Origin of the sequence: Mesorhizobium sp. L48C026A00 (assembly GCF_000502375.1) — a bacterium.
Lineage (GTDB): Bacteria > Pseudomonadota > Alphaproteobacteria > Rhizobiales > Rhizobiaceae > Mesorhizobium > Mesorhizobium muleiense.
Genome location: NZ_AYWU01000017.1, coordinates 13,388 through 26,243, shown reverse-complemented (window position 1 = coordinate 26,243; position 12,856 = coordinate 13,388). Strand labels below are relative to the sequence as shown.

Sequence of the window (12,856 nt, the reverse complement as noted above, 5' to 3'; positions counted from 1 at the left end):
CCCTAACCTTTTCCCCAATGAGGCCGGCGCATCGAGAAGATCTCGCTGACGCTGGCATAATCCATATAGCCGAGACGGCCGACATTGCCCGCCCTGAGGATGTCGAAGATGCCGTCTTTCAGGAAGGCATCGTCGATATGCACCCCGACGACTTCGCCGGCGACGACGATGGCGCTGGTCGGTGTCCCGTCCAGCGCCTTTGGCCGCAGGATCTCCGTCACTCGGCATTCAAGCGCCGCGGGCGCTGCCGCAACGCGGGGTGGCGCAACCAGCCGCGACGGCGCCATGGCGAGATCGGCATAGTCGAATTCGGTGACGCCACGCGGCGCATCGACCGCGGTGCGGACCATTTTTTCAGCGAGATCGCGGCTGACGAGATTGGCGACGAACTCGCCCGTTTCTTCGGCGAAGGTGGCGCTGTCCTTCTCGCCTTCGGACGAAAACCAGACGATGAAGGGCCGTGTCGAAAACGCATTGAAGAAGGAATAGGGGGCGAGGTTGACCTCGCCGGCCTTGTTCACCGTCGAGATCCAGCCGATCGGCCGTGGCGCCACGATCGCCTTGGACGGGTCATGCGGCAGCCCGTGGCCTTTAGACGGCTCGTAGAACATTCAGCCCACCCATGGCCCTGCATAATCGCCATAGAGCTTTGCCGGATCCGGCCGCGGCCGCTCGGGCGCCGGCCCCTGATAGGAGCCGATATGGATGAAGCCGACCACCCGCTCATGCGGCGCCAGCCCCAGGATCGCCCTGCCCTCCGGCACGTCGGAATACCAGTTGCTGATCATGTTGGTGCCATAGCCCAGCGCATTGGCTGATAGCATCAGGTTCATCGCCGCCATGCCGCCGGACAGGAACATCTCCCATTGCGGGATTTTTGGGTTTTCCTTCGGGCTTGACACCACGCCGATCACCAAAGGCGCGCGCGAAAAGCGCGCCAGTTCCTGGTTATGGCGGCTTTCCGGGAGCGGCCCTTCGCGCTGTGCGGCAAGGGCCGCCAGCTTCTTGCCGATCTCGACGCGCGCCTCGCCCCGGTAGAGGATGAAGCGCCACGGCTCGAGCCGGCCGTGGTCCGGCACCCGCGAGGCGGCGGCAATCATCGTCGCGATGTCAGCGTCGCTGGGCGCCGGTTCCTTCAACTCCGGGATCGGCGCGGAATTTCGGGTCAGCAGAAAGTCGATGATCGGCGACGCCATGGGCGCAAGTCTCCTTGGAATTTGAGCTGAAGCGCACCATCGGGGCATCGGGCGGCTCGGGCTTGGCGCGGTGCGCCGCACAAAGAGCCCTCCAGTAGAAGCTGATCGGACTTTTGAGCCTTGAAATTGCCACCGCCTTGGGCTTCAACGCAAGCCATGTTTGAGGGGACATCGCGACTTTTCCCGATCTGGCTCGCAGCCGCACTGTTGATGGTGCCGGTTTCGCTTGCCGTCGCGCAGGATGCGGACGGCCTCGGTGATCTGAAACTTCCCGGAATGTCGAACTATGCGCCCCCAAAAAGCGAGGCACCGCTGGCAGCGGCGAGCAGCGGGGCGATCACGCTGTCGGCGCAATTGACCGACAAGGGCGCCGACATCACACGCGGCATCGTCTGGCGCGTCTTCAAGCCTGACGCCACCGGCGACGGCAAGCTGCCGATGGTCGCTTCCGCCCATGGCGGCAGCGCGGTGTTCCAGCTCGAGCCCGGCAGCTATCTGGTCCACGCCTCTTACGGCCGGGCCGGAGCCACCAAGCGCATCACCGTCGGCAAGGACGCCAAGCGCGAAAGCCTCGTGCTCGATGCCGGCGGACTCAAGCTTGACGCCGTGCTGTCAGGCGGGGTGCGCATACCGCCGAAGAAATTGCGTTTTTCGATCTATGAAGGCCAGGCCGAGGCCAATCACGATCGCGCCCTGATCATACCCGACGTCGAGCCGAACAGCGTCGTGCGGCTGAACGCGGGCGTCTATCACGTCGTCTCGACTTATGGCTCGGTGAATGCGGTCATCCGCTCAGACATCCGCGTCGAGGCCGGCAAGCTGACCGAAGCAGCCGTCGAGCATCGTGCGGCGGAGATGACCATGAAGCTGGTGCGCGAGCCGGGCGGAGAGGCGATCGCCGACACCTCCTGGTCGTTGCTCAACGAATCCGGCGATCCCATCCAGGAAACCGTCGGCGCCTTTGCTTCGATGGTGCTTGCCGAGGGCGACTACACAATCATCGCCAAGAACCGCGACCGCATCTACCAGAAAGATTTTACGGTCGTGGCCGGGCAGAACCAGGAAATCCAGGTTTTGGCCACGGAGGCCTCGGCGATCGATCCTCAGGAAGGCGCGGACTAGACGTCCGAACCCTGTGCGGGAACCGGTCCAGCAGCGTATGATTGCCGATCAAGCGGCGTTACGCATGCGTTGCGGCAGAAACTGGCCGCGGCCGCGCGGTTCCGCCGGAGCCAGATCGAAGACAGCCCGGTAAAGCCGCTCGAGCAAAGCCTTGCGGTCGCGCACCTGCTCCAGTTCGTCCCATCCCAGCACGTCGCCGACGCGCACGTCGATCGATTTGCCGGACAGCCGCGCGAATTCGTGGATGAGCAGCGAAATGCGCAGCGTCAGCGAAGCCCTGCCGACGAACTTCGCCACGCGCCCGTCACGCTCGGCCAGGTTCATGGGTCCGCTGACCAGGTGGAACAGCCGCCCATTCTGGCCGAAAAAGTGCATTGGGACAACCGACGCCTTGGCATCCCTAATGAGACGGGCAGGAAACATCTTCCACGGCAGGTCGCGCGCCCTGCCAAAACCTTTCGGCGCGGTGGCGACGCCGCCCGCGGGGAAGACGACGATGATGACGCCGTCTTTCAGCAGCCGCACCGCCTCATGGCGCACCGCCATGTTGTTCCTGAGCGCGTCCTTGGTCTCGGAAAAGTCGATCGGCAGCGAATAGGGCTCCATCTCGCGGATCTTGAGCAGATCCTTGTGGATCATGACACGGAACGGGCGCTGAAGCTGCTCGGCCAGCGACAGCACCGCAACGCCGTCGCCGATGCCGAACGGGTGGTTGGCGACGATCACCAGCGGCGTGTCGGGCAATTTTTCCGGCGGCCATTGGCCGGTGGTCCGCACCCTGACATCGATCAGCTCCAGCATGCGGCTGAACACGCGCTCGCCGGTCGGCACCACATGGCGGCGCCAAAAGTCATAGAGCGCCGCGAAGCGATCGCGGCCGGACAGGCCTTCGATGGAGTGGATGAACCAGCGCGTCAATGCCGGCTGATGCGGGCTGGCATAGGAAAGCTCGGGAAACGGTCTTTCGCGCATCTTCAGCTTGAGCATGAGGCTCGTTACAAGGCCGGCGTGACAACCGTGTGAAATGGCGGGCATGTGAATGGCGTGCATGTGAATGGCGGTGGATCGCTCCACCGCCATTTCATCGACAATCCGGCTGAACTCAGGCCGCTCGTTTGCGCTTGCGGTCGGGCGTCACCGCCTCTTCGGCAAGCATTGCCACTGCCTGGCCAAGGCCAAGCGACTCCTGGTCGCGCGAGCCGAGCCGGCGGATGTTGACCGTCTCTTCCTCCGCCTCGCGCTTGCCGCAGACGAGGATGACCGGAACCTTGGCCAGGCTGTGCTCGCGGACCTTGTAGTTGATCTTCTCGTTGCGAAGATCGGCTTCCGCCAACAGTCCGGCCGCCTTCAGCTGCGCGACGACCTTTTGCGCGTAGTCGTCGGCATCGGAGGTGATCGTTGCAACCACCACTTGCAGCGGCGCGAACCACAGCGGGAAATGGCCGGAATAGTTCTCGATCAGGATGCCGAGGAAGCGCTCCATCGAACCGCAGATGGCGCGATGCACCATCACCGGCTGCTTTTTTTCCGAATCCGAGCCGATGTAGAAGGCGCCGAACCGTTCCGGCAGGTTGAAATCGACCTGCGTGGTCCCGCATTGCCAATCGCGGCCGATGGCGTCCTTCAGCACATATTCGAATTTTGGCCCGTAGAACGTGCCCTCGCCCGGATTGACGCCGGTCTTGATCCGGTTGCCCGACCGCGCTGCGATCTTGTCGAGCACGTCCTGCAGCACGCCCTCGGCATGATCCCACATAGCGTCGGTGCCGACCCGTTTTTCGGGACGCGTCGCCAGCTTGACGGTGATTTCGTCGAAGCCGAAATCGGCATAGGTCGACAGGATCAGGTCGTTGATCTTGATGCACTCGTCGGCGAGCTGTTCCTCGGTGCAGAAGATGTGGGCATCGTCCTGGGTAAAGCCGCGCACGCGCATCAGCCCATGCAGCGCGCCGGACGGCTCATAGCGATGCACATTGCCGAATTCCGCAAGTTTTACCGGCAGATCGCGGTAGGACTTCAGACCGTGCTTGAAGATCTGAACGTGGCCGGGGCAGTTCATCGGCTTCAGTGCAAACATCCGGTCGTCGTCGGTGTCGTCGCCGGCAACCGTCACCTTGAACATATTGTCCCGGTACCAGCCCCAGTGACCTGACGTCTCCCACAGACTCTTGTCGAGCACTTGCGGCGCGTTGACTTCCTGATAGCCCTGCTCGTCGAGGCGGCGGCGCATGTAGTTGACCAGGTTCTGGAACAGTCTCCAGCCCTTGGCATGCCAAAAGACGACGCCCGGCCCCTCCTCCTGGAAATGGAACAGGTCCATCTCGCGGCCGAGCTTCCTGTGGTCGCGCTTTTCGGCTTCCTCCAGCATGGTCTGATAGGCATCGAGCTGCGCCTGATCGGCCCAGGCCGTGCCATAGATGCGGGTCAGCATCGGGTTGCTCGAATCGCCGCGCCAATAGGCGCCGGCCACCTTCATCAGCTTGAAGGCGCTGCCGATCTGTCCGGTCGAGACCATATGCGGGCCGCGGCAGAGGTCGAACCAATCGCCCTGAGCATAGATCTTGAGGTCCTGATCTTCGGGAATGGCGTCGATCAGTTCCAGCTTGTAGCGCTCGCCCTTGTCGGCAAAGATCTTTTTCGCCTTCTCGCGCGACCACACCTCTTTGGTGAACGGCTTGTTGCGCGCGATGATCTCGCGCATCTTCTTCTCGATCACCGGGAAATCATCGGGCGTGAACGGCTCGTTGCGGGCAAAATCATAGTAGAATCCGTTCTCGATCACCGGGCCGATGGTCACCTGCGTGCCCGGCCACAATTCCTGCACGGCTTCGGCCAGCACGTGCGCTGCGTCATGGCGGATGAGCTCCAGTGCGCGCGGGTCTTCGCGGGTGATGATCTCGACCTTGCCGGACTTGCCGAGCGGGTCGGAAAGATCGCGCAGCACGCCATCGATCGAGTAGGCGACCGCCTTCCTGGCCAGCGACTTCGAGATCGATTCCGCCAGGCCGGCGCCGGTCATCGCCGCTTCGTAGTCGCGGACGGAGCCATCGGGAAATGTCAGGGAAACGGAATTCAGCATAAAATTCTCCTATCCAGTCCCGCAAACGAGCGCGGGTGGTGAAATGCATGTCGCCCAAAAGTGTGCAGCGGTTTTTGGCCGACGACATGCATAAAGTAAAAAGCCGGATGCGTCCGGCGGCAGTCTTTTATGGGCAGATTTTCGTGCCGTAAAGGCGAATGGCCAATCACTTGCTCCTGTCGACGAGATTCGACAGCTCTTTCAGGAACATCGTCCGCGCCTGAGGCCCCTTCGGCGTATCGGAACGTTTCGTATCGATTACCAGGCGGGCAAAGACGATGCTGCGCGCATCCTTGTTCGCCCAGCCGACAAACCAGCCGAGCGAGCGCTTGTCGGCGCTTTCGCCAAGCCTGGTGGTCCCGGTCTTGCCCTGCACCGTCCAGCCACCTGACCGGAAGGTCGGCAAGATCGCTTTGGTCATCGCGTGGGCTTTGGCCGAAACCGGCAGTTCGCCGGCAAGCAGCCGGCGCATGAAATTCACCTGTTCGACCGGCGATATCTCAAGGGAAGAATTCACCCAGGACCGGGTGAGGCCATCATTCCTGCCGGGAGTGCCGGCAACATCGGTGTTGCCGTAGTCGAATTTCGAGACATAGCCGGCAAACCGCTCGTTGCCGAGCCGGCGGGTGATTTCCTGCGAAAACCACAGCACCGAGTCTTTTTCCCAGATCGTCGGGTCGACGGTTTTCTGATCCCGCTTTGCCGCCTTGAACTCGGGCTTGTAGTCCCAGGCCGGCGTGTGCTCGTCGCTCAGGATTCCCGCGTCATAGCCGATCAGGGCCAAGGGGACCTTGAAAGTCGAGGCGGGACTGAAGCGCTGGTCGCAGACCCCGTCCCGATACAGCGTTTCACCGCTTGCAGCATCCAGGATCAGCGTGCATTCGACCTCCCCCAGCGGCGCCGATTGTGCGCGGATCGGAAAACCAAAAAGCCAGGCCAGAAGGTAGATAACCAAGGCGAAAACGAATGGACGGCGGTCTATCTGGCGCATTGGCAATCTCTCCTGATGGCTATCAGGAGCGGCTTAGCGAGGCGTCTTGTCTCGATTTTGTCTTAAATGCGCAACGTGCGGTTAACCCTAGCAAATCGTAAAGATCCTGCTCTGGTTGCAGAGCTTACGCCCCACCGGCATCAGTTTCCGGATCACTGCGCTTTTTCCCGATCCGCCAATACCGCCAGGGTGTGAACCAGACATAGCGCTCGGCCAGCACCTCCGGCACCCGGTCGATGCCATGCGTTCCGCCCGGCCCGCAGCGCAGCACGCGGAAAAAACCCAGCCAGCCGCCGGCCCATAGCCCATGGCGGGCGATCGCTTCGTGCGCGTATTCGGAACAGGTCGGCAAATGCCGACAGGAATTGCCGACAAAGCCGGACAGCGTCAGCTGGTAGAAGCGCACGAGTGAGGTGCCGAGGATTCGGCCGGGCGTCTTGCGCCAGGGGCCCGGCCAGTTGCGTGTATATCGCGGCCTCTGATGCGTGTGATCCGTCGCCATTTGACGGCTACGCCGCCTGTTCGGCGCGCTTCTTCTCGATCTGGCCGATCGCGTCGACCACCGCATCGAAGGTCAGCATGGTCGAGGCATGGCGCGCCTTGTAGTCACGCACCGGCTCGAGATATCTGAGATCGGCGAAGCGGCCTTGTGGCGGCGCGCCGTTTTCCTTCAGCATCTTCAGCATCGTCTCGCGAACGCTGCGCAATTCATCCGCGCTGGCGCCGACGACATGCTGCGCCATGATCGAGGACGACGCCTGGCCAAGCGCGCAGGCTTTGACGTCATGGGCGAAATCGGTGACGATGCCGTCATCCATCTTCAGATCGACGGTCACCGTCGAGCCGCACAGCTTGGAATGCGCGCGCGCGGTTGCATCGGGATGGTCGAGCCGGCCGATCCGCGCGATATTCCCGGCAAATCCCAGAATTTTCGCATTGTAGACGTCGTCGATCATATTTTTCCAATCCGTCGCCGCCGAGCGAACAGCGATTGCCGCAGACGGCCTTCCTTTCGCTCGCAACGATCATATATAATGCTGGTACTCGGGTATGGACAAGGCGACCCAACGACCGCGTCCCTGCTCAATTCACTTCACGCCGCTTACGGGCTGGAAACAGGGCACGTTTCTAACACCCGAAAGGTCGTGGTCCGTTCAACTCGTTCCTCCTGAGAGGGGAACTACGGGAGACGCCTTTATGGATGCCGTCATCAAGAAATTCATGCCCCCTTCCGCCTATATGGAAAAGCCGGTCACCGATCGGCCGACCGAAGCCGAAGCCGAGGCCGCGGTTCGCACGCTGTTGCGCTGGACCGGCGACAATCCGGACCGGGAGGGCCTGGTCGATACGCCAAAGCGTGTGGTGAAGGCCTATCGCGAAATGTTCGGCGGTTACGACAAATGCCCGGCCGAAGAACTCGGCCGCACCTTCGAGGAGGTCGCCGGCTATGACGATCTTGTTCTCGTCAAGGATATAACGTTCCATTCGCATTGCGAGCACCACATGGTGCCGATCATCGGCAAGGCGCATGTCGGTTATCTGCCGGACGGCAAGGTCGTCGGCCTGTCCAAGATCGCCCGCGTGGTCGATATCTTTGCCCAGCGCCTGCAGACCCAGGAAGCGATGACCGCACAGATCGCCGGCGTCATCCAGGATGTGCTCAATCCGCGCGGCGTCGCCGTCATGCTCGAAGCCGAGCATATGTGCATGGCCATGCGCGGCATCCGCAAGGAAGGCTCCACGACGCTGACCTCGACCTTCACCGGCGTCTTCAAGGACACGCCCGAGGAACAGGTCCGTTTCGTCACCATGGTGCGCGGCGGCAGGGGCTGAACGAGCCTCGCCGGCCGCCAGCCATGGTCGCGAGAAATGAGAACCGGTTCTCGGATCAGATCATGGCCAAACAACAAGACAGAGCCTCGCCCGTTCCGATCCGATCGTGCTCGGCGAGGCTCTGAACAAGGACCGGCGATGTCGGCAGTGGAATTTCCGAAAGCTCCATCAGACAAGAAAGCACTGGAAGAAAGCACGGTCTTTTCGCCGCGCTTCGATGCCGGCGGCCTGGTCACCGTCGTCGTCACCGATGCCGAAGACGGCATGCTGCTGATGGTCGCGCATATGAACGCCGAGGCGCTGGCGCTGACGCTGGAAACCGGCATTGCCCACTACTGGTCGCGCTCGCGCAGCGCTCTGTGGAAGAAGGGCGAAACGTCCGGGAATGTCCAGAAAATCGTCGAGATGCTCACGGATTGTGACCAGGACGCAATATGGTTGCGCGTCAAAGTGATGGGCCACGACGCAACCTGCCACACCGGCCGGCGTTCCTGCTTTTATCGGACGGTGGGACTGATCGACGGCAAGGGGACGCTTGCCAACGATGGCAGCAAGCCGCTGTTCGATACGCAAGAAACGTATCGAAAGCCTCATGAACCATCTATTTGAACCATTCGCCGAACTGCAATCACGTATATTCATGATTTCGATACGGCCTGCCGATAATTTAGCCGCGGGACAAGGGAGATTGTGATGCTCGAATGGGCGTCATTGCATAACAGACCAGACGTTCGGGAGGCGAATGGCCTGTCATCGTCCGCCGGTGCATCCGAAAAGAGCCCCGCCAGGAAAACAGGCATTTCGCTGGCGCTGGGCGGCGGCTGCGCGCGTGGCTGGGCCCATATCGGCGTGCTGCGCGCGCTCGACGAAGCCGGCATCGAAGTGTCGATGATCGCCGGCACCTCGATCGGCGCGCTGGTCGGCGGCTGCTACCTTGCCGGCAAGCTGGATGAGCTGGAAGAATTCGCCAGAAGCCTGACCAAGCGGCGCATTTTTGGTCTTCTCGATCTCAACCTGCGCGGCAGCGGACTGTTCGGCGGCATGAAGCTCGATGCACGGCTGCGCGAGCACATGGCCGGCATCCGTTTCGAGGATCTGCCAAAACCTTTCGTCTGCGTCACCACGGAGATCCGCACCGGCCATGAAATCTGGCTGTCGGGCGGCTCGCTGATCACCGCCATGCGCGCCTCCTACGCCCTGCCCGGCGTATTCGAACCGGTCAGTTGCAACGGTCGCGTGCTGGTCGACGGTGCGCTGGTCAATCCGGTCCCGGTCTCGGTCTGCCGCGCCTACGAGCAGCCGCTCGTGGTCGCGGTGAACCTTCACTACGATCTGTTCGGCCGCGCCGCCGTCATCAAGCACAGCGCCGGCGAACTGGTCGTCGAGAAGGACGCGCCACGGCCCGGCCTGATCGACACAGGGCACCAGTACCAGACACGGCTCGGGATCACCGGAGTTATGGTCGAAGCCTTCAACATCATCCAGGATCGCATTTCGCGGGCGCGTCTTGCCGGCGACCCGCCTGATATGTCGCTGCAGCCAAAACTCAGCCATATCGGCCTGACCGAATTCCATCGCGCCGACGAGGCGATCCGCATCGGCTATCAGGTGACGATGGCGCAGATCGACGAGTTGGCCCGCCTGCAGGCGGTTCTCGCCTGAAGCGCGACCCGAACTGAGGTCCGCGCAGAAAACGGAAGCTATCCTCAGGCGCGCGCCGCATCGACGATGCGGAACTGCACCGTGCGGTTGCCGTTCCAGTGATTGCCCGACAGCGAACCGGCGACATGCACCGGCTTGCCCCTGTTCTTGAACAGGAATTCGCCGAGCGCCGTATCGACGGCGCGAAACGCGATCGCCTGGATGCGGCCGCCGCTTTCCGACTGCAACTCGGCGCGGATGTGATTGGTGCCGACCGGCCTCGCATCGGCAAGGCGATGGCGCGGCAGCGCGAAGACCGGTGCGACATGCCCGGCGCCGAACGGGCCGGCTTTCTCCAGTGCATCGAGCAGGCCAAGCGTCGCGCCTTCGGCGGCCAGCGCGCCGTCGATCGCCAGGCTTTCCTCGCCTTGCAGCCGGAACACCTCGGCCGCCGCTCGTTCCTCGAAGAAGGCCCTGAGCGCGCCAAGTTTCGCCCGCTCCACCGTGATGCCGGCCGCCATGCCATGGCCGCCGCCCTTGACGATCAGCCCGGCAATGGCCGCCTCGCGCACCAGCCGGCCAAGATCAAAGCCCGACACCGAACGGCCGGACCCGGTGCCGACACCATTGGCGTTGAAGGCGATGGCGAAAGCCGGCCGGCGCGCATGGTCCTTGAGCCGCGAGGCCAGCAGGCCGACGATGCCCGGATGCCAGTTGGAGCTGGCGGTGACGACGATGGCCGGGCCATTGCCGCCGGCAAGCTCGGCATCGGCCTCGACCCGTGCCGCGGCCAGCATTTCCAGTTCCATCTGCTGCCGCTCCTGATTGAGCCGGTCCAGCGTCTCGGCGATGGTGCGGGCCTCGACGGGATCGTCGGTGGCGAGCAGGCGGCTGCCGAGTGCTGCGTCGCCGATGCGCCCACCGGCATTGATGCGCGGGCCGATCAGATAGGCCAGATGAAAGGTGCTGACCGGCTCGCCGATGCGCGAGACCCGCGCCAACGCCGCCAATCCTTCGTTCCTCTGCTGGCGTGCGATCTGCAGTCCCTTGACCACGAAGGCGCGGTTGACGCCGGTCAGCGGCACCACGTCGCAAACGGTGGCCAGCGCAACGAGGTCGAGCAAGCCGAGCAGGTCCGGCGGTGCGGCATCGGGCAACCGGCCGCGCAGGATCCTCGCCGTCTGCACCAGCGCCAGGAAGACGACGCCGGCGGCACAAAGATGGCCCTGCCCCGAAAGGTCGTCCTCGCGATTGGGATTGACGACCGCAACCGCTGCCGGCAACGGACCGCCGAGCTGGTGGTGGTCGAGCACCACGACATCGGCGCCGGCAGCGTTCGCCGCGTCGATGGATACGGCGCTGTTGGTACCGCAATCGACGGTGACGATCAGCGTCGCGCCGCGCGAGACGAGTTCGCGCATCGCTTCCGGATTGGGGCCGTACCCTTCGAAGATACGGTCCGGTATGTAGATCTCCGCAGGCACCGAGAAATGCGTGAGGAACCGCTTGAGCAGTGCCGACGAGGCGGCGCCGTCGACATCGTAGTCGCCGAAGATGGCCACCTTTTCCCTGGCAACGACTGCCCCGGCGATGCGGGCGGCGGCCTTGTCCATGTCGGTCAGCGACGCCGGGTCCGGCAAAAGATCGCGGATGGTCGGATCCAGGAACCGCTCGGTCTGCTCGGCGGTCACGCCGCGCCCGGCAAGCACGCGCGCAACGATGTCCGGCACGCCATAGCCTTGCGCTATGGCAAGCGCGGTCATGTCCTGCCGCTCGGTCAACCGGTGTTCCCAGGAAACACCTGATGCCGACTGCCTGACATCGAGGAAGATACGGTTTTCGCCCGTCATGCGACGCGCCGTCTGCGGATTATCATTGCTCACAATATGCGACGGCCAGCCGAGTCGGGAATCAAAACTTTTCCAGATCCTGGTGCCTGGCCTTGATCTCGCGCACGGTGCGCGACGACGAGCGCAGCACGATCGTATGCGTGGTGATAAAATTGCGGCCGAACTTGACGCCGGCCAGCATGTTGCCGTCGGTCACGCCGGTTGCTGCGAACAGCACGTCGCCGCGCGCCATGTCTTGCGCGCGGTAGACCCGCTTCGGATCGAGGATGCCCATCTTCGCCGCGCGCGCCAGCTTTTGCGGCGTGTCGAGGATCAGCCTTCCCTGCATCTGGCCGCCGGTGCAACGCAACGCTGCCGCCGCCAGCACACCCTCCGGCGCGCCGCCGGTGCCGAGATAGATGTCGATGCCGGTTTCGTCCGGATCGGTGGTATGGATGACGCCGGCGACGTCACCATCGCCGATCAGCCGGATCGCAGCGCCCGTGGCGCGCACCGCCTCGATCAGCGCGCCATGGCGCGGCCGGTCGAGGATGCAGGCGGTGATCTCCGACACCGCCACGCCCTTGGCCCTGGCCAGGCTGGCGATGTTTTCGGCCGGCGCGGCATCGATGTCGATGACGCCGTCCGCATAACCCGGGCCAATGGCGATCTTGTCCATATAGACGTCGGGCGCGAACAGAAGGCTGCCCTTTTCCGCAATGGCGATGACCGCCAGCGCATTGGGCAGGTTCTTGGCGCAGATCGTCGTGCCTTCGAGCGGATCGAGCGCAATATCGACCGCCGGGCCTTTGCCGGAACCGACCTCTTCGCCGATATAGAGCATCGGCGCCTCGTCGCGCTCGCCTTCGCCGATCACCACCGTGCCGTTGATGGCGAGGCGGTTGAGCTCTTCGCGCATCGCGTCGACCGCGACCTGGTCGGCAGCCTTTTCGTCGCCGCGTCCGCGCAATCTGGCTGCCGCAACGGCGGCGCGTTCGGTCACACGCACCAGTTCCATGGTGAGTATCCGGTCAAGGCCGGCGACGATGTTCTGGGCAACGTTCATCGGTGGACAATCCTCGTTGGCACATGCCTCCCGCCAGAGGCGCGCCGGTTGTGTCAAAGCTCCATGACAACAGCAAGACCTCAGCGGGTCTTTTTTGAA

The 12,856-nt window shown here is 63.2% G+C and carries 13 protein-coding genes; 4 read left to right on the top strand and 9 right to left on the bottom strand.

Annotated elements, in window-relative coordinates; genetic code table 11:
- Positions 1-2: 2 nt before the first annotated feature.
- Both X738_RS66365 and X738_RS66360 read right to left on the bottom strand, forming a co-directional pair.
- Entirely contained in the window at positions 3-611 is a 609-nt protein-coding gene (locus X738_RS66365; RefSeq protein WP_023801052.1) for a flavin reductase family protein, read from the bottom strand.
- A complete protein-coding gene (locus tag X738_RS66360; RefSeq protein ID WP_023801051.1) occupies positions 612-1,196 on the bottom strand; it encodes a nitroreductase family protein in 585 nt (194 codons plus the stop codon).
- 156 nt (positions 1,197-1,352) lie between these two features.
- Between X738_RS66360 and X738_RS66355 the strand changes: the two genes are divergently transcribed.
- Positions 1,353-2,318, top strand: coding sequence for a hypothetical protein (locus X738_RS66355; RefSeq protein ID WP_023801050.1), 966 nt, complete (start codon positions 1,353-1,355; stop codon positions 2,316-2,318).
- A 48-nt stretch (positions 2,319-2,366) separates the two neighbouring features.
- Here X738_RS66355 and X738_RS66350 read toward each other — a convergent pair whose 3' ends face one another.
- From X738_RS66350 to X738_RS66330, 5 genes are all read right to left on the bottom strand, one after another.
- Entirely contained in the window at positions 2,367-3,305 is a 939-nt protein-coding gene (locus X738_RS66350) for a lysophospholipid acyltransferase family protein (protein ID WP_023801049.1), read from the bottom strand.
- A 115-nt stretch (positions 3,306-3,420) separates the two neighbouring features.
- Positions 3,421-5,397 (bottom strand): threonine--tRNA ligase, encoded by a 1,977-nt coding sequence (gene thrS / locus X738_RS66345; RefSeq protein WP_023801048.1) that lies wholly within the window; start codon positions 5,395-5,397, stop codon positions 3,421-3,423.
- A gap of 166 nt (positions 5,398-5,563) precedes the next feature.
- On the bottom strand, positions 5,564-6,388 hold the full coding sequence (blaOXA, locus tag X738_RS66340) for a class D beta-lactamase (protein ID WP_023801046.1): 825 nt from the start codon (positions 6,386-6,388) through the stop codon (positions 5,564-5,566).
- Positions 6,389-6,512: 124 nt separating this feature from the next.
- On the bottom strand, positions 6,513-6,890 hold the full coding sequence (yidD, locus tag X738_RS66335; protein ID WP_023801045.1) for a membrane protein insertion efficiency factor YidD: 378 nt from the start codon (positions 6,888-6,890) through the stop codon (positions 6,513-6,515).
- A gap of 7 nt (positions 6,891-6,897) precedes the next feature.
- Positions 6,898-7,344, bottom strand: coding sequence for an iron-sulfur cluster assembly scaffold protein (locus X738_RS66330; protein WP_023801044.1), 447 nt, complete (start codon positions 7,342-7,344; stop codon positions 6,898-6,900).
- A 241-nt stretch (positions 7,345-7,585) separates the two neighbouring features.
- Here X738_RS66330 and folE point away from each other — a divergent pair, with 241 nt between their 5' ends.
- The 3 genes from folE (at position 7,586) to X738_RS66315 (ending at position 9,883) form a co-directional block, all read left to right on the top strand.
- Positions 7,586-8,221: a GTP cyclohydrolase I FolE gene (gene folE / locus X738_RS66325; RefSeq protein ID WP_023801043.1), complete on the top strand. Its 636-nt coding sequence runs from the start codon at positions 7,586-7,588 to the stop codon at positions 8,219-8,221.
- A gap of 138 nt (positions 8,222-8,359) precedes the next feature.
- Positions 8,360-8,830 carry a phosphoribosyl-AMP cyclohydrolase gene (hisI, locus tag X738_RS66320; protein ID WP_023801042.1) on the top strand — a complete coding sequence of 157 codons (471 nt, stop codon included), beginning with the start codon at positions 8,360-8,362 and terminating at the stop codon, positions 8,828-8,830.
- Positions 8,831-8,914: 84 nt separating this feature from the next.
- Complete coding sequence (locus tag X738_RS66315; RefSeq protein ID WP_023801041.1) at positions 8,915-9,883, top strand: patatin family protein; 969 nt, start codon at positions 8,915-8,917, stop codon at positions 9,881-9,883.
- Between the two features lie 44 nt (positions 9,884-9,927).
- Here the strand turns inward: X738_RS66315 and recJ are convergent, their stop codons facing one another.
- Together recJ and glpX are read right to left on the bottom strand one after the other, a co-directional pair.
- Positions 9,928-11,712 (bottom strand): single-stranded-DNA-specific exonuclease RecJ, encoded by a 1,785-nt coding sequence (gene recJ, locus X738_RS66310; RefSeq protein WP_023801040.1) that lies wholly within the window; start codon positions 11,710-11,712, stop codon positions 9,928-9,930.
- A 61-nt stretch (positions 11,713-11,773) separates the two neighbouring features.
- The gene (gene glpX, locus X738_RS66305) at positions 11,774-12,757 is read right to left on the bottom strand and encodes a class II fructose-bisphosphatase (RefSeq protein WP_023801039.1); all 984 of its coding nucleotides are present in this window, start codon (positions 12,755-12,757) and stop codon (positions 11,774-11,776) included.
- Positions 12,758-12,856: the final 99 nt, after the last annotated feature.